The 16276-nt window shown below is 61.4% G+C and carries 14 protein-coding genes; 2 read left to right on the top strand and 12 right to left on the bottom strand.

Features of this window, described 5'->3' with window-relative positions:
- Window positions 1–3: 3 nt before the first annotated feature.
- The 7 genes from fcl to AC6I9R_RS05065 are packed head-to-tail and all read right to left on the bottom strand — an operon-like array spanning window position 4 to window position 7506.
- Window positions 4–975, bottom strand: coding sequence for a GDP-L-fucose synthase (gene fcl / locus AC6I9R_RS05095; RefSeq protein WP_461427743.1), 972 nt, complete (start codon window positions 973–975; stop codon window positions 4–6).
- 4 nt (window positions 976–979) lie between these two features.
- On the bottom strand, window positions 980–2098 hold the full coding sequence (gene gmd / locus AC6I9R_RS05090; RefSeq protein ID WP_461427742.1) for a GDP-mannose 4,6-dehydratase: 1119 nt from the start codon (window positions 2096–2098) through the stop codon (window positions 980–982).
- Between the two features lie 19 nt (window positions 2099–2117).
- Complete coding sequence (locus tag AC6I9R_RS05085) at window positions 2118–3110, bottom strand: NAD-dependent epimerase/dehydratase family protein (protein ID WP_461427741.1); 993 nt, start codon at window positions 3108–3110, stop codon at window positions 2118–2120.
- Window positions 3111–3114: 4 nt separating this feature from the next.
- Complete coding sequence (locus AC6I9R_RS05080; RefSeq protein WP_461427740.1) at window positions 3115–3855, bottom strand: glycosyltransferase family 2 protein; 741 nt, start codon at window positions 3853–3855, stop codon at window positions 3115–3117.
- Between the two features lie 14 nt (window positions 3856–3869).
- Entirely contained in the window at window positions 3870–5654 is a 1785-nt protein-coding gene (locus tag AC6I9R_RS05075) for a carbamoyltransferase family protein (protein WP_461427739.1), read from the bottom strand.
- Complete coding sequence (locus AC6I9R_RS05070) at window positions 5651–6850, bottom strand: glycosyltransferase (protein ID WP_461427738.1); 1200 nt, start codon at window positions 6848–6850, stop codon at window positions 5651–5653. Before AC6I9R_RS05070 ends, AC6I9R_RS05075 begins: the two co-directional genes overlap by 4 nt.
- A gap of 11 nt (window positions 6851–6861) precedes the next feature.
- Window positions 6862–7506: a hypothetical protein gene (locus AC6I9R_RS05065; protein WP_461427737.1), complete on the bottom strand. Its 645-nt coding sequence runs from the start codon at window positions 7504–7506 to the stop codon at window positions 6862–6864.
- A 428-nt stretch (window positions 7507–7934) separates the two neighbouring features.
- On the opposite strand from AC6I9R_RS05065, the gene AC6I9R_RS05060 reads away from it, so the two are divergent.
- Complete coding sequence (locus AC6I9R_RS05060; protein ID WP_461427736.1) at window positions 7935–9137, top strand: O-antigen ligase family protein; 1203 nt, start codon at window positions 7935–7937, stop codon at window positions 9135–9137.
- Window positions 9138–9161: 24 nt separating this feature from the next.
- Here AC6I9R_RS05060 and AC6I9R_RS05055 read toward each other — a convergent pair whose 3' ends face one another.
- From AC6I9R_RS05055 to AC6I9R_RS05040, 4 genes are all read right to left on the bottom strand, one after another.
- On the bottom strand, window positions 9162–10295 hold the full coding sequence (locus AC6I9R_RS05055) for a glycosyltransferase (protein WP_461427735.1): 1134 nt from the start codon (window positions 10293–10295) through the stop codon (window positions 9162–9164).
- Between the two features lie 11 nt (window positions 10296–10306).
- Complete coding sequence (locus tag AC6I9R_RS05050) at window positions 10307–11707, bottom strand: oligosaccharide flippase family protein (protein WP_461427734.1); 1401 nt, start codon at window positions 11705–11707, stop codon at window positions 10307–10309.
- A 6-nt stretch (window positions 11708–11713) separates the two neighbouring features.
- A complete protein-coding gene (locus AC6I9R_RS05045; RefSeq protein ID WP_461427733.1) occupies window positions 11714–12379 on the bottom strand; it encodes an O-fucosyltransferase family protein in 666 nt (221 codons plus the stop codon).
- Window positions 12380–12839: 460 nt separating this feature from the next.
- Window positions 12840–13592, bottom strand: coding sequence for a DUF268 domain-containing protein (locus AC6I9R_RS05040; protein ID WP_461427732.1), 753 nt, complete (start codon window positions 13590–13592; stop codon window positions 12840–12842).
- Window positions 13593–14246: 654 nt separating this feature from the next.
- On the opposite strand from AC6I9R_RS05040, the gene AC6I9R_RS05035 reads away from it, so the two are divergent.
- Window positions 14247–15425 (top strand): nucleotidyltransferase family protein, encoded by a 1179-nt coding sequence (locus AC6I9R_RS05035; protein WP_461427731.1) that lies wholly within the window; start codon window positions 14247–14249, stop codon window positions 15423–15425.
- 68 nt (window positions 15426–15493) lie between these two features.
- Here AC6I9R_RS05035 and AC6I9R_RS05030 read toward each other — a convergent pair whose 3' ends face one another.
- Window positions 15494–16276 carry an IclR family transcriptional regulator gene (locus AC6I9R_RS05030; RefSeq protein WP_461427730.1) on the bottom strand — a complete coding sequence of 261 codons (783 nt, stop codon included), beginning with the start codon at window positions 16274–16276 and terminating at the stop codon, window positions 15494–15496.

Genomic DNA, 16276 nt, shown 5'->3' with positions numbered 1-16276 from the left:
GAGTTAGACGCGGGCCGTGTCACGGTTGGCCAAATACCAACGGTACGCATCCTCAATGCCGTCACGCAAGCCTATACGCGCGCGCCATCCCATGCGGTCCAAACGGCCGACATTCATCAGTTTTCGCGGGGTGCCGTCGGGCTTGGAGGGGTCGGTCGAGATGCGGCCCGAGTAGCCCGTGGCCTCGGCCACCATCTGCGCCAGCTCCAGGATCGAGACGTCTGTGCCCGAGCCCACGTTGATATGGCTCAGCATCGGTTCCGTGTTGGCCGCGTAGGTGTCATAGGGCAGGTCGAGCACAAAAAGACTGGCCTCTGCCATGTCATCGACATGCAGGAACTCACGCTTTGGCGTGCCAGAGCCCCAGATCACCACCTCTTCGCGTCCCTCTTCCGCAGCTTCGTGGAAGCGGCGGATCAGGGCGGGCAGGACGTGGCTGTGTTCGGGGTGGAAGTTGTCGCCGGGCCCATAAAGATTGGTGGGCATGACACTGCGGTAATCGGTGCCATGCTGCCGGTTGTAGCTTTCGCACAGTTTGATGCCGGCGATCTTGGCGATGGCGTAGGGCTCATTCGTGGGCTCCAACACGCCCGTCAGAAGCGCGTCCTCGCCCATCGGTTGCGGTGCCGCGCGGGGGTAGATGCACGACGATCCAAGCTGCAAAAGCCGCGTGACACCCGCCGAGAACGCCTGATGGATGACGTTGCATTCGATCATCAGATTTTCATAGATGAAGTCAGCGGGCAGCGTGTTGTTGGCCTGAATTCCGCCGACCTTGGCTGCAGCGAGGATTACAATGTCTGGCTTTTCGGCCTGAAAGAAGGCGTGCACGGCGCTTTGATTGGTCAGGTCCAGTTCCGCATGGGTGCGCGTCAGAAGGCTGAGGGCTTCGCCCGCGTCGCGGCGCGCCTCCAGCCGTCGCACAATCGCGCCGCCGACCATACCCCGATGTCCTGCGATGTAGATCCGGGTCATGGCGTTATCCTTCGACAGACACCGCAAGGCCCAGGCCATGCTTGTTCAGCAGCGCGTGACGCTTGGCGGCGTTGAGATCCTCGGACACCATTTCGGCACACATCTGTTGCGCGGTGATCTCGGGCACCCAACCGAGCTGCGTCTTCGCTTTCGAGGGATCGCCCAAAAGCGTCTCCACCTCGGTGGGGCGGAAATAACGGGGGTCGATCCGCACGATCACATCGCCGACTGAGACATTGGGCGCAGTGTCGCCGGTGACGGAGGTCACGGTCGCGATCTCTTCCACCCCCTCGCCGGAAAACGCCAGCTCGATGCCCAACTCGCGCGCGGACCAGGTGATGAACTCGCGCACCGAATACTGGACGCCGGTGGCGATCACGAAATCCTCGGGCGCGTCTTGTTGCAGCATCATCCACTGCATCCGCACGTAGTCTTTCGCATGGCCCCAATCGCGCAAGGCATCGATGTTGCCCATGAACAAACACGATTCGAGCCCCAGGGCGATGTTGGCCATGCCGCGTGTAATCTTGCGCGTCACGAAGGTTTCCCCCCGACGTGGGCTTTCGTGGTTAAACAGGATCCCATTGCAGGCGTAGATACCGTAGGCCTCGCGGTAGTTCACGCACATCCAATAGGCATAGAGCTTGGCGACGGCATAGGGGCTGCGCGGGTAGAAGGGCGTCGTCTCGGATTGCGGGATCTCGACCACTTTGCCGTAAAGCTCGGAGGTGGAGGCCTGGTAGAAGCGGGTCTTCTTCTCTAGCCCCAGAAACCGGATCGCTTCCAGAAGGCGCAGGGTGCCCATGGCATCGACGTCCGCCGTGTATTCCGGCGCCTCGAAGCTGACGGCCACATGGCTTTGCGCGCCCAGGTTATAGACCTCGTCAGGCTCCACCTCGGACAGAATGCGGGTGAGGTTGGAGCTGTCGGTCAAATCCCCGTAGTGCAGCCGGATCTTGGGGTTGGGGTGGTGCGGGTCCTGATAGATGTGGTCAATGCGCTGGGTATTGAACGACGAGGCCCGGCGCTTGATGCCGTGAACCTCATACCCTTTTTCCAGCAGAAATTCCGCCAGATAGCTGCCGTCTTGCCCGGTGATGCCGGTGATAAGTGCTTTTTTCAACGTTACGCCTCTTCGGTTTTCATTCAGTCTCGAATGTCACCTGATCCGGTTTGGGATTAAGAAATTCCGCGTCGATGGTCGCCTTCAGACCATCCGCGAGCGAGACCTTGGGTACGAAATTGTGCTCATTAGACAGCGCTGTCGTGAACGCGGTGTTTTCGGTGAACTTCTTCACACGAATCCGACTGATGGGAAAGCGCATCCCGGTCACGGCGCGCAGACCGTCCGCCATCCAGCCTGCCAGCACGCCGACCGGTTTGGGCAGCCGCAGCCCGACATTGTCGCGGCCCAGAACCTCACGGCGCGTCAGGCGCACAAGATCGTCCACCTGCATGTCCGGGCCATCAATGTAATTGTAGATGCGCACGCCGGGTTCGGCGTCGGTAAAGTAAAGGAAGAAGTCGGCGACGTTTTCCACATAGGCCATCGATTTCCGGTTCTTGCCAGCGCCGATCATCACAAAGCGCCCCGACGCAATCTGGCGCAAGAGGCCGTAGACATTGCCGCGGTTGCCCGGGCCGAACACGACCGTGGGCCGGATGATGGTTAGGCTGCGACGTTCCGGGTCGGCTGCCTGCCACTCTTTCAGGACGACCTCGCCCTCGGCTTTGGTGCGGCCATAATCGTTGAACGGGGCGACGGCCCCGGTTTCGTCCGTGCCGGGTTCGGCAAAGCCGTACACGGCGACAGAGCTAGCGAAGACGATCCGCTGGATCCCGGCGGCTTCTGCCTCGCGGCAGAGCGCGCGGGTGCCTTCGACGTTGACCTCGTCATAGCGGGACAAGGGCCTGACATCATCACGGTGCACGGCGGCAAGATGAATGATGCAGGAGCCCTTCACCTGCCCCGCGATCGTGTCAGGTTTGGTGATGTCGGCCAGCGTGTGATGGTTAGGATAAAACGGGCTGGGACGCTGATCCACGATGGAGAACGGCGTGCCCATGCCCTCCAACCGATGGGATATGGCACTGCCGATAAAGCCGCTGCCGCCGATGATGCAGATATCTGTCATGGGATCACCGCAGCCCCGCCGGAAGAAACTCGGGCAGTTTCCTCAGGTATTTGACCATCAGCTTGGAAAAGCTGCTGTCGATGCCCAGATCGCGGCAGGCCCGCAGGGTTTCCGTGTTCAGCGCGATCTTGGCGCGGATCCCCGCCGTGCTGGCGCCGCCCGCCTGCATCCGGGTCCATACTTCATCGAAATACTGATACTTCAAATCGTTGTCCTTGAAGATGCGCGCGACAAATTCGAAATCACCGGCGATCTTGTAGCTGGTGTCATACATCCCGAAACGCTCAAACACATTGCGTCGCAGGAACAGGGTCGGATGGGCGGGCATGACACCATGGCCCAGAACACCGGGCGAGAACTTGCCCGAGCGGTAACGGCGAATGCTTTTGCCAAAGTCGTTGGCCGGAAAGAACTCGACATCCGCATAGACGGCGTCCAGATCGCTGCCGTCAAACGCCGAGGCGATGCGCGACAGGATGCTGCGGTTGGAGAACACGTCGTTGGAGTGAAGCAGGCCCACGATGTTGCCCGTCGCCCGTCCGATGCCCTTGTTGATCGCGTCGTAGATGCCGGCGTCCGGCTCACTTACAACCGACACCGCGCCGTCCGCCATGTCCGACACGATGGCAACGGTGCGGTCCCGGGACGCGCCGTCGGCCACCAACAATTCCTTGTCGGGATGGTCCTGGTCCAGAAAGGACTGGACCGACCGCGCAATCGTGGCCTCCGAATTGTAAGCTGCCATGACGACCGATATCTTCATTGCGCGGCGGGCGTGTGCAGGGCCGCGGCGTCGAACTCGGGCTTGGTGACGATGTATCGGCCCAGCACGAGCACATCCATATCGGTGCGGTTGAAGCAGGCGATAGCCTGTTCGGGGCGGTCGACGACCGGTTCATTCTCGTTGAAGCTGGTGTTGAGCACGATGCCGTAGCCGGTGCGCGCCTTGAGCGCATGGAGCAGGCGGTAGTAGAGCGGGTTGTTCTCTTCCTCGACCGATTGAAGCCGCCCGGTGCCGTCGACATGGGTGACGGCGGGGAAGGTCTTGCGCCATTCCTCCTTGAACTTGACCACATGCATCATGAACGGGCTTTCGATGTCCTGTTCAAAGAAGCGGCCCACCTCCTCGCGCAGGAGCGAGGGGGCGAAGGGGCGGAACGACTCGCGCTTTTTGATCTTGGTGTTGATCGTGTCCTTCATGTCGGCAATCGCGGGATTTGCCAGGATCGAGCGGTTGCCAAGCGCCCGGGGGCCCCATTCGCTGCGCCCTTGATACCACCCCAGCACCGCGCCGCCGACGATGTAGTCGGCCGTCGCATCCAGCAGCTCCTTCTCGGAGGCGCATTTGCGGTAGGATAGGCCGAATTGCTCCAACGCGGCCTGAATGTCGTGATCGCCGTATTCCGGGCCCCAGAAGCCGTGCTTCATCTCGAACCGCTCGGTGCGCTTGTGCTTGGCGTGCCAGCAATGGAACGCGGCGCCGATGGCGGTGCCGTCATCGGAGGCGGCGCATTGCAGATACACGTTTTCCACCGGGAAATCGCGCCGGATGCGGGCGTTCATCACCCCGTTGAGGGCACATCCGCCCGCCATCGCCAGATTGGTGAGCGGCACCAGTTCGCCCAGTTTTTCGATACAGCGCCCTGCGGCTTGCTCGAACCGCACCTGGGTGGAGCGCGCGATGTCCATCTCGCGTTGTGTGACGGGCGTGCCGTTTTGCCGGGCCGGCCCCAGAAGGCGTTCCATCGCCTCGGTGTAGATCCGCCCCATCCGCATCGCGCCGTTGTCGGAGAAATCCGCGCCCGAGAGGCCGTTGGCCACATCGACCATCTTGGGGTTGAGGCTGAACCAGCCGCTGGGGTCCAGCTCGATAACCTTCGACAGCTCGTCCGAATAGGCATCAGTGCCGTAGGGGGCCAGGCCCATGACCTTGTATTCTTCGCCAAACAGCTCAAACCCGATGAACTGGCACATCGCGGTATAAAAATGCCCCAGGCTGCTGGGAAGCGTGACCCGGTCGAGGACCTGGATGTCGGTCCCTTCGCAGCGCGCGGCCATCAGGCTGGCGAAATCGCCGGAGCCGTCATAGGAGAGGCCCGCTGTCTCAGTCTCGAACGGAGAGGTGTAGTAGGCGCTGGCGATATGGGCGAGGTGGTGTTCGACGTTATGCACCTCGTAACGGACCAGAGCGGGATCCTCGCCGCAGATCTCGGCCAGATTATTGAGCGTCTTCCGGGTATCCGCGCCGCGATTGAGGAAGCTTTGCACCGTCGACACCGCCGATTTGGCGTTGCGCAAAAGGTGCGCCGCCTTGGCCGCGCGGTTGGCAGAGGTATCGCGCGCAATGGCCACATCGGTCACGTCCCGCAGGCGCACGTTCGACTGCTCCAACAGCCAGCGGATCGCATTCTCGGGGAAGGCCATCGTGTGCTTGTTGCGGGCGCCAAGGCGTTCTTCCGCCACAGCACCCACCAGTTTGCCATCGATCAAAAGGCAAGCGGAGGCATCTGGATGAAAGGCGTTCAGCCCGAGGATCACAGTCATTGATTTTGCTCCGTAGCGTGTTCTGAGCCCGATCCCGCCGCGCGGCTTCGGGCCCGGGGTTGCTCATAGGCGTCTTCATACATTTTTGCCACGACAGGCCAACTGAAATCGCGGCGCACCAGGTCAAAGGCGCGTTGTCCCATCGCCCCGTGTTCTGCACGTCCCAGGGCGAAGAACCGTTGCAGGTCGGTGGCAAGCGCTTCCCGGGTGGTCCCAATCTCAAAAGCGGCCCCTTCGGAGACCGCAAAATCCAGGTTGCAGGCCGTGCTTAGCAAGGTGGGACGGCGTGCGCCCCAAGCCTCCAGTGGTGTGATTGGGAACGACTCGTTCAGGGACGGCAGGATGAACCCGGCGGCATGGTGGAACGCGGCTTGTTTCGCGGCCCCAAACAGGGGGCCGATAAACGCGACCCGCGCGCCCGCCGCGGTGAAGGCGTCCACGCGTGCCCGGACGTTGGCCTCTGCCGCGTCGTCGCCCCAGCCCGCAATGGCGAGCTGCCAGCCCTGCAAATGTCCGGCGCCGTGCAAGTCTTTCCAGACATCCAGAAGCGTATCGAGGTTCTTGGTGGGATGGAAACGCCCCAGAAACAGCATCACCGGATCCTGGGCATCAAGCGCCCCGGACCAGGGTGCGTCCAGGGCTTGAACGTTTTTCGTGTCGGGCAGGATTACCCCATTGGGGAATTCGACCACCGCGCCCGCCACCCCGAAGTCCCGACAATGGGCGGCTTCCTCAGACGTGGCGGCGATCACAGAGGAGGAGGCCCTGAGCAGAGCATCCACATAAAGGCGGCGCACCAGGGCTTTTTTCAACGACGCCTGCGCCAGGGCGCGCGGATGCAGCATACCGTGCGGGCTGGAAAACAGCGGACGATCCGTGGCGCGGTGCCATTTCAGGGCGACGTATGAGGGATACTGCCAAATGCCGTGAACATGCACGACATCAGGATCAAACGCTCGCAGGCGCTGTGCCATGTCGGGAACGTAGCCAAGGCTTGTGGGGCCCATGACGCGGAAGGCATTGGCTTTCGCACCGGTCCATTTCTTGTCGTCTCCGGCGTCCCAGGCGGGTGTCGCAATGCCGAAAACCTCGACCGTGTGACCATGGCCGGCCAGGGCCGACGAAAGCCCTTCCACAACTTCCTTGACGCCCGCGCCCTTGTTGCTGAGGTCACCGGTGATCAGTGCGATCTTCACGAGGGCCAGCCCTATTGTTGATTGCTCGAAGAGCCAACAATCCGCTTCATGATGAAGATATCATGCTCGATCCGCCACTCGAACCCGTTCTCGCGCGACCAGTCGACCAGGTAATCCAGCGAGGGGTAATCCTCGTGCGTCGTCTCGTCCCGGAAGAAGAGGCGCACGTCGTCGATCAGGATCGACACGGCATCCAGATGATCAAGGTTCGCCGCGATGGCCGTCAGTTCAGGTTCCACCGGGCACTCGATTTCGCCCTTGTAGGTCTCGCCTGCCGAGTAGTGGCCATCGAGCCAGAAGTTGAGCGGCCCCGTCAGCTCTGGCAACAGCTTGGGAAGCGCGTCTTCGCTGGGGGCGTTGATCACCTCGACGTTCTGGCCTTTGAACGTCTCAAGCGCGCGACGGTAATAGAGATCGCTTGGTTCAATCGTGTAAACCTTGGGCGCGCGCTGGGACAGGAAACGGGTCGTTGTGCCCAGAAAAGTCCCGGTCTCGATCCAGGTGGCGTTGGGCACGCCGTGGCGCATGAACAGGCCTTCCTTGACGAACTGAGGCGCGTGCTCGGAATAGCCCCGCCCCGCCCATTCGCGAAGGTGTTTTACGCGCTGCAAGCGTTTGTAGAGACCCTCGGGAAGGTATTTTTGTACTGTCGCCATGTTGGAAAACCGCTCATAAAACTATGTCATTTGCCGAACAGACGTTTAGCCATGAGGTCCAATGCGCGCAATAGCGGAACCGGACTAATTGAAGCGTCGGCGCAAGACTACTCATGGGGCCTCGGATGACCCGGAAGACATGGCGTATCTAACGCGGATCTTGACGCCCAAGCGGTCTTGCCTGTGCGTGGTTCACCCTTAGCCACCCAAGCCGCGCTGGGGTCCGAGGGCCATCTCTGCCAACCCATGCCATGGCAAACCCTGACGAGTAATGCCCGATGCTTCGTGGAGCCCTTTTGACAGCCCCAACCCGAAGTGCTTAAACCCCCTTGTGGCCCGATCTGCCGAGTTTCCGTACAGAGGAAGCCCGTTTGTCGGCGCGCCCCATGGCCTCAACAGCCATCTGGTGAGTTCAGTTGAGGATTGCGATGAAGATCCAGATCAGATCAGCACGGTCAAAGGCGGTCACGTGGCTGCTGGTGTTGATCTTGGCGGGCTACCCGGCCGCGGCCATGCTTGTCAATTTTGCGGGCGTGGACTCCACGGCCATCACGGGACCTTACCGCGCATTTGTCGTGCTGCTCGCGGTTTCCCTGATTTGCTCGGGCATGTTATCGCCCCTTCGAGGCTCATTGCGCCTGTCGCTCGGCGTGTTTCTCGCGCTTTACCTATGCCGGTTGTTTTACGACCATCTGTTCGCGTTGCATCCCGACGCAGCTCAAGCGCTGACCTTCTTCTTACTGGCTACGCTGATCCCGACGCTTGCGGTGGCCCTTGCGATTGACGAGCGGTTTTCCGAGCGCGACTTCGCAATGCGGCTTTACTGGGTCTCTTTGGGGTTGGTCGCCGGATACTATCTATTGGTCGCCAGGGGGGCGATCATCACCGGAGTTGGTGAGAGAGCGTCCTTGGTCGCCTTGAACCCAATTTCCCTGGGGCACCTGGCTGCAACAGCGTCGCTTGTCGGGATCTATCTGGCGCTGAGCCAATCGGGGCTGCGCTATAAGTTTGCCGCGTTGTTGATCGTTGTCCTGTCGATCCCCATTCTTCTGAATGCAGGCTCACGCGGGCCCCTGGTTGCCTTCATCTTCGGGGTCCTCTGGATCACGGTTTCAAACAAGAAACGGCTGGCTCAGATGTTGCCCGTGATGCTGGTGGCCGCCCTTATGATCCCACGCGACAACCTGGTGTTTGAGCGGCTCCAAGGCGTGACAGGCGATCTGGATGCGTCCGTCCTAATCCGGTTGCAGCTTCAGATTTCCGGCATCAACGACATGATGGAGGCGCCGTTGATCGGGAAGTATTTCCTTGATCCGGAATTCGGCATGGGCTTCTGGCCGCACAACGTCTTCATCGAGGCAGGCATGGCGATGGGCGTGTTTGGTTTGGCCCTGTGCGTTTACATATTCTTCAACCTGTTTGTTGTTTTGGCCACCAAGCTTTCGGACCGGCACATCTTGTTGTCGGCTGCGTTTGTCCAAGCCTTCATTGCGGCACAGTTTTCAGGCAGCATCTGGGGGGCGGACAAATTGTTTGCCTTGACGGCGGTCGCCTTCGCGCTGGCACGGTTCCAAGATCGCGAGGCACGGCAACAGCGATTTGCGAAGATGTCGCAAAGCACGGCGGCTTAAGCCTGCGTCAATCGCACGTCCGGGTCAGGGGAAGGCGGAAACGGCATCCTTGAACCGCGCCACCATGTCCGCCGAATTATGGCTGCGTTCAATGATGCTCAGCGCCGATGTCGCAAAAAGATCCAACTGCGCGGCATCATTGATCAAATCGCCCGTCACTGACGCAAGGGAGGCCGGATCACCGGGATCAAACGCCCGGCCGGTCACGCCGTCTTTGAAAGCTGCGATTTCCGGCATGTGGCCAAGGGTGTTGCCGTGCAAAATCGACGGTAGCCCGTAGGCCATGGCGTGGATCAGGCTGAGGCCCACGGCACCGGGATAGACGAAGGCCCGGCATTGGTTCGCGATGGCGGCGATCTGCGCCTCGTCCACAAGCGCGCCGTTCCATATGATCCTGTCGCCAAGACCCAGGCTTTCGGCCTGCTCCCTTGCGGAGGCCTCCAGCTCGCCGGAGCCGATGACCTGAAGGCGCACGTCGGAAAGGCTCGGGTTGGCCAGAGCCTCGATGGCCAGTTTTATGCCCGACTTCTCGGTCAGGCGACCGATGAACAGCAGATCTTTGGGACGGTCGGCGGCGCCATAGGCAAGGCGGTGTGCGTTGATGGGGTCGGTGTTCAGCCCGTTGTTCAAGGCATGAATCGCCCGCCTATCGCGGCGCCCGGCCGGGCTTTGACGATAGGCCGTGATCTCATCATCGGTGTAGAACAGCGCGCCGTGGGCGAGCCGCATCAAGGCGATGCGCAGCGTCCTTCGCCAGAACGGGCTGCCCGGGCTCAGGTAGTGGCCCCACCAGATGACATGAACCCCCATCATCCGGGCCCGCAGCATGAGCACGATGTTGCTGAGGGTGCGCGGCGCGCCCGACAGGATCAACACATCATGGCGTTTGAGCGGCAGGCCAACGGCCCCCGCCTGCCATGTCACGCCCGGCAGAAGCCGGCCGATCGGCCCGAGTTGCCGCACCCAAGCGCGTTCAATCCCATTTTCCGTCAGCGCGCCGAGGTCTTGCTGTGACGCGTGGACAAAGAAGCGCCCCGCATAAGCCTCTGCCAGGCGGTCGAAGAAGTCGTAGCGGTAGGTCGGGATAGCGGGTTGCAGAACGTGGACAGATCTGGCGGCAGGCGTCGCGGCGGCGTCATTGATCTGCGCATCTGTCATGGGCCTGCCCCTCAGTCCGCCAGTTGCATCAACGTGACCACGATCACAACGAGAGCCATACCGATAAACCCTGCCGCCCAGGGCAGCAAGGATTTGGACGACGCAAACGGCGCAAGCTTGAGGCTGCGCACTTCACCGAAAAACGCGAACGCGTGGCCCGCCAAAACGACGATCGACAGGGCGATTGGCAGGTAGATGTCGTCCAGATACGCGGAGGTCGCGAAGATGGCGGGCACGAACAGCGCCAGCATGGCCCATTGGCCCATGATGCTCCACCGCAGGACGTTGCAGGCGCGGGCGTAAAGCTGTGTGACAAGGCCGAATGTGGTCAATCCCCAACCCAGCGACAGGGCTGCGGTGAACAGAATGAACTCATACGAGATCTCGGAAAACATGAAGAGGCTGAAGAGCGGGCTAGCCGCGATCAACGCCACGAACAGGACCGAGACAACGCGGGCGATGGAAACGCTGGTTTCAGACAGCAACTGCCGCCCCGCCTCTTCATCGGTCACGGAGAGGCGCGAAAACTGGGGCAGCATCGGGGTGAGGTAGGCCCGGACCAGGTTGCGCGTGTACCCCGCCAATTTGTAGGCGATGTCGTAGTGGGCCAGAAATTCGAGCCCTGCGACACGCCCCAAAAGCACCCGCGCGACCGGATCAAAAATCGCCATCGGAATGGCAGACAGCTGCAGTTTCGCGCCGTAGCGCAGAGTCTCGCCAGCGGCGGTCTTGGAGAGTGCCAAGGGCAGGAATGAGAGTGCCGACACCGACCTTGCCAGAAAGATCCGGGAGGCCAGAAGCGCCACGGCAAACTGCGAGATCTGCGCATAGGCCATCCCCAGGATCCCGTATTGCGGCAGCAATATCCACGTCAGAAACAGGAACAAGACCATCGATGCCATGTTGATGATGGCGCGCATGTCCGCCCGCCCAATCCCATCAACGGCACTGATCTGCGCCGCGTTCACCAGGTTGATCGGCAGCGCGATCATCGCCACGGCAAAGACAGCCAGGCCTTCGGCCTGCATTGCGGGTTCCAGAAACGATTCAAAGAAGCGGTGCAGCGGGACATAGCTGGCAATCACAAATAGAGAATAGAACACCAGGACGATCAGGCTGAGCGTATCGATGTATTCTGCCGCCTGACGCGGATCATCGCGTTTCAGCGCTACCATCCGCGCCAAACCGGTGGCACCGGTCAGGTCCAGGACCCGAATGAGCGTCACGAAACCCATGGTCAGGGACCAGAGGCCCGCATATTCGATGCCGGAGTGCTGGATGAGCATCCGAAGCGCCACGAAGTAGCTGACCACCAGCACAAGGCTTTCGGCCAGCGACAAGACACCAAAATAGGAAAAGCGGGCGGAGAACTTCCGCAATGGCGCGGTTAGTCGTGTGACCAGGCCCCCCATGATCGGTCAGACCCAGAGATCGGCGGCGGGATCGACGCGCTTGAACGCCTTCAGGTCAAACCCCTCGGGCCAGAAGGTCGTGCTTTGGCCCAGGTACTGTGCCCAAAGCGAAAACGTGGACCGCGAGGGGATCAACACGCGCGACTGGGACATCGCCAGAAGGGACGTCAGCGCATTGCCGGGCGGCTCGAACGCGATGTTTTCGATGCCCAATTCTGCCGCTGTCGCCTGGGGGTCACCGTCGGTGAACAAGATGACACTGGGCCGGTCGTTCCCCAGCCAGTCGCAGGCCTTGCGGTACGCCGAAAGATACCAGCTGACGGGCAGTTGCACGCTTTGGCGGGCGTGCCCCTCTTTGGGCGGCTGGAAGTCGCCCTTCCGGAAGTGAATGGCGATGTCGTACCGCGCGTCGGTGACGGGGTGGCGCGAGGCGCGGATCAGGAAATCCCGGATGACGGTGCAATCGTCGGGCAAGCTGTGGAACTGTTGCGCCATCCCGGTGTAGCCGATGGCTTTGGCGGTGGGCGATGCGCTTTCCTCAGCCGCTTTCGGCAGGGTTTGCGATTTTGCCCAATGGGCGGCTTCGCGCAGGGTTCGGCGGCGAAAGATCTCTCCGTATGTGCGTTTGTCGCGCTCAGAACGGAGGAGTGTCCCGATCTTGATCTGCCGCATGGTTGGGAAAACGAATGTCCCACCTTGCTCCTGTTGCCCCGTCAACGCGCGCGCGATTGGGAAAAGCAAGTTCCCCAGCCCCGGCCCCGGAGCGCGCAGCACGCCAAGATCAGGCCGACTGAGAATAGGGCAATGATAGGGGTACGACCCGGTTTGCGGCAGCTCTGTCATCGCATCCGGGCGCGCATTGGCATCAACCACGATCACCACCCTGATCGCTCATCCGGCGCCGCACCGCGCGCGGGGTCACTGACCTGGCGGGAGCGATGCCGTGCTCCGGTTCTATACCACCCAACCCTGCGCAATGCCCACGGGCCACACCTGCATGCGCGGTGTCTGGCGTTTTGAGAAGCATCCTAATCAAATCTTTCTGACTGCTATGTGCCGTTCAGGGCGTTGCGGGGTGGGCCATCATGGGGCGTACCGGTGTGCGTGAGGTAACGGTCGCGCGCTTTGGTCGCTAGGCCTTTCGGAAATCGTAGATGCCACAGCCAAAGTGCATCGCATCCAGCTTGTCCTTTTGCGCGACGAGGTCCACGCTGGTGTGCAGATCGCCCCGGTCATCGACATAGGAGAAGTCGGTCAAGGTGAAGGCGTCCGAGATCAGCGACGGCATGGTGCCGCTGGCGAAGATCCGGTGGGCGTTGAACTCGATGCGTTCGCGGCCAATGGGGACGCTCAGGATAAGCCTGCCACCGTCCGCCACCATACGCTCCAGATTGCGCAGGCCGCGAAGGTGTCCGTCGGCTGCAATCGGATCGCCGTAGCGCCCCAGTCCAAAATGCTCCAACACGTGCAGGCAGGTGACAAGATCGGACTCTCCGAGTTGGCTCGTCGCCCCCTCTTCCATCACGTCACATTGCAGAAAGGCTATGTTGTCATGGCCGGATTCGAGCGCGCGGAAATCGACGACTTCGATCTTCCGAAATGCCGCCACATGGGCCACAAATCCATCCACACGCGAGCCGATGTCAACGACCCGCGCGGCGTCTGACGCAAACACTTTCTGGGCGACCAAGAGGTCTTGATGGAAGTAGTGCCCCGTCGCCTCCCCCGAGGGCTCGGCGCTTTCCATGAGGACGGGGTAGAACCGCTCGATTTCGAGGCCGCCGTCCTGCTCTGCCAGGGCAGTCTTCAGATGCTTGTAGTCGGAATAGAACCTTGGGAGGGCCGCAATGGATTTACCCATTTTGCGGGCATCAAATCCAAACATGTTCAGCAATTTAAAGACTTTCAAGAGCCTACCCTTTTCAAGATATCATTTGGTTTGTAATCGACGAGCAGGTCCGACATCGCCTTACCCTTTGCCACTTTCGAGCCGCCGGGCGTTCGACCCTTTGGCCCTTGGCCCCTTGGATGCGCGTGCAACTTGCTGACTTTTGATGGGCATCGTGACCACTCAATACTTTTGAAGCCGAAAGAAAGCAGCGTCCTGTAATGCCTAATTCGCCTGGAGCGCTTCTGCGGGTGAACCGCAACCTCACGACGGCTGCGGCTAACAAAGTTCTGGACGCAGCACAAGGGCGCAGCTGGCCGAGGGCGAAATCCCTTCCAGAATGGGTGCGTTGGCCGTCGCGACCGCAGGGCACTGCGTTGAATGCGTGCCTGTCGGAGGATAGACCCTGGGCTTGAAACGGAGGCCGATTGCGGCGAAATGCGGGTGCTGGTGGGCGCGCCCGTGAGCGCACCTTGGGCCACCGCAGAAACCTCTCCAACCGTTGGGGCGAAAGTCGTAGAGGCGGCTTGAATAGAGCGCAAAACATCGACAGCATATAGCGCACATCATTCTGCTTGGTGAATGTCGTTTAAAACCAGCGGCTAAGCCAAGTTTCGGCACCGCGCTTGTCTGGCGTGAAAGGGAAATCCCATGCGTGACACGACCCGGTTTGTGGCGGCCTGCTGCCGCTGGCCCATCGATGCCGATGCCCGGGAAGCCGTGCGCCACGCGGCCGAAGGGGTCGCGGATTGGGACGAAGTGCGCGACGCCGTGATGCGCCACCGTGTCGTCGCCTTGGTCCACGGGGCGGTTCGGGGCCAGAGCAATGTGCCCGAGGCGTTTTGCGAGTGGGTCTCGGGTATGGCGAAGGCGCAGACGTTGCACGCCTTGCAGCTGACCCAGGAATGCATCGCCGTCGACAAGACGCTCGTCGCGGCGGGGATCACACCGGTGCACATCAAGGGTCCGGTGCTGGGGCAGATCGCTTTTGGAAGCGTCGCCCGGAAATTCAGCCGCGACCTGGACGTTCTTGTCGTTGAAGCGGAGGCAGTGCAGGCGATTTTCGCGCTTCAGGAGAAGGGCTATCGCAGATCCGGCGATGGCTTGCCGTTCACGCAGAAACAGGCCCGCGCGGTGATCCGTTATTGCAAGGATCTGTCGCTTATCGGGCCGTCCGGCACTCTGGTGGAACTGCATTGGCGCCTGACGAATACCAAGGCCTTGCTGAACGGGATCGAGAGCCGTCTTGAGCGCCAGACCGTCACCGTCGTCGGCGCGACCGAGATGCAAACGATGGGCGACGAGCAGACGGTGCTGTACCTCTGTGTGCATGGAAGCTCGCACCATTGGATGCGGTTGAAATGGCTGGCGGAATTGGCGGCGTTCCTGCACCAGCTTGGCCCTGAGAGGCGCGCGCGCATCCTGGAGGCGGTCGCCACCACGCCCGAGCGCAATTCGGTGACCGCCGCCCTGAAGCTTTGCGACACGTTCCTGGGAACCGACTACGCCCCGGAGATGTCGCCCCGAGCCCAGGCGCTTTATCGCTACTCTGTCGGGCGCATTGATCGCCCGCTGGTTGAGCCCAAACGGTTCTGGGGCGACCTGAGGTTCATCTTCGACATGTTGGAAATGCGCCATCTCTATGCATCGCCGTGGACTGGGATATGGGCGTTGAAGGCGCATTTGATCTGCCAGGAGGACGTCGTGGCCTGGCCCCTGCCCGCCTCTCTGAGCGGTGTCTACGTCTTGATCCGGGGGCCGTCATATTTGGTGCGCCGTTTGAGAGCGCTCCTCTCCCGTCGCGGGCAAAGCCTCAAACCCCAGGTTTGAGGGGTCTCCGTAGTCGCGCAGTGCTGTTGGCTATAAGTGTCAGGATTGGGCAGGGCTTTGAGGCAACGTCAGGCGCCCGCGTCTGCGGCGACCAGAAGCGACAACTCGCGCGATGCGTCGCGGAGGGCGTCGACATAGGTGACCGCCCGCGCCACGTCGAAGCGCTGCGTGGGCGCATGGAACGACAGCGTCGCCATGAGGCGGTCATTGGCCTCCATGATCGGCACGGCAAGGGCGATCATGTCGGACATGAACTCTTCCCGGTCCAGGGCGTAGCCGCTTCGGGTCACCTCTTCCAACTCGGCCATCAACATTGCGCGATCCGTGATCGTGTTTTCCGTGTGCCCGGTAAGCGACGCCGCATTAAGGTAGCGTTGCAAATGGTTGGGCGCCAGCGTGCTGAGGTACATCTTGCCCGACGCGGTCGCGTGGAAGGGCACGCGGGTGCCCTGGGGCAGTTGAATGCGCAGGGGCCATTCGGTTTCCACGCGCTCCAGATACAACATGCTGTCGCGGTCCGGCAGGGCGATGTTGCAGGTCTCGCCGATCTCGCGGCTGAGGCGGCGCAGGATCGCCTGGCGGGCGGTGCGGATGCGCAGCGACGACAGGGTCGAGGCCGCAAGGACCCGCATCCGGGGGCCGGGCGAATAGGTCCGCCCGTCCATGTCGCGTTGCAAAAACCCCTCTTCCTCCAGCGTCGCAAAGAGGCGGTGGATCGTGGGTTTGGGCAGTTCCAGGGTGGCATTCACCTCGGTCGGCGTAACGGGGATCCCCACACGTGCGACCTCCTCCAGCACCATCAGGAGCCGGAGGTTGGTCGGTATTGTGTCGCGTGGACGGTCTCCGTCCAT

Source organism: Gymnodinialimonas sp. (assembly GCF_059726805.1).
Note: the sequence above shows the minus strand (reverse complement) of the source record. Positions and strands in the feature narration are given on the sequence as shown.

Coding starts and splice junctions, on each gene's coding strand:
- fcl (WP_461427743.1), bottom strand. CDS start 975: ATGACCCGGATCTACATCGCAGGACATCGGGGTATGGTCGGCGGCGCG.
- AC6I9R_RS05085 (WP_461427741.1), bottom strand. CDS start 3,110: ATGACAGATATCTGCATCATCGGCGGCAGCGGCTTTATCGGCAGTGCC.
- AC6I9R_RS05080 (WP_461427740.1), bottom strand. CDS start 3,855: ATGGCAGCTTACAATTCGGAGGCCACGATTGCGCGGTCGGTCCAGTCC.
- AC6I9R_RS05075 (WP_461427739.1), bottom strand. CDS start 5,654: ATGACTGTGATCCTCGGGCTGAACGCCTTTCATCCAGATGCCTCCGCT.
- AC6I9R_RS05065 (WP_461427737.1), bottom strand. CDS start 7,506: ATGGCGACAGTACAAAAATACCTTCCCGAGGGTCTCTACAAACGCTTG.
- AC6I9R_RS05060 (WP_461427736.1), top strand. CDS start 7,935: ATGAAGATCCAGATCAGATCAGCACGGTCAAAGGCGGTCACGTGGCTG.
- AC6I9R_RS05055 (WP_461427735.1), bottom strand. CDS start 10,295: ATGACAGATGCGCAGATCAATGACGCCGCCGCGACGCCTGCCGCCAGA.
- AC6I9R_RS05050 (WP_461427734.1), bottom strand. CDS start 11,707: ATGGGGGGCCTGGTCACACGACTAACCGCGCCATTGCGGAAGTTCTCC.
- AC6I9R_RS05045 (WP_461427733.1), bottom strand. CDS start 12,379: ATGCGGCAGATCAAGATCGGGACACTCCTCCGTTCTGAGCGCGACAAA.
- AC6I9R_RS05040 (WP_461427732.1), bottom strand. CDS start 13,592: ATGTTTGGATTTGATGCCCGCAAAATGGGTAAATCCATTGCGGCCCTC.
- AC6I9R_RS05035 (WP_461427731.1), top strand. CDS start 14,247: ATGCGTGACACGACCCGGTTTGTGGCGGCCTGCTGCCGCTGGCCCATC.
- AC6I9R_RS05030 (WP_461427730.1), bottom strand. CDS start 16,276: ATGGACGGAGACCGTCCACGCGACACAATACCGACCAACCTCCGGCTC.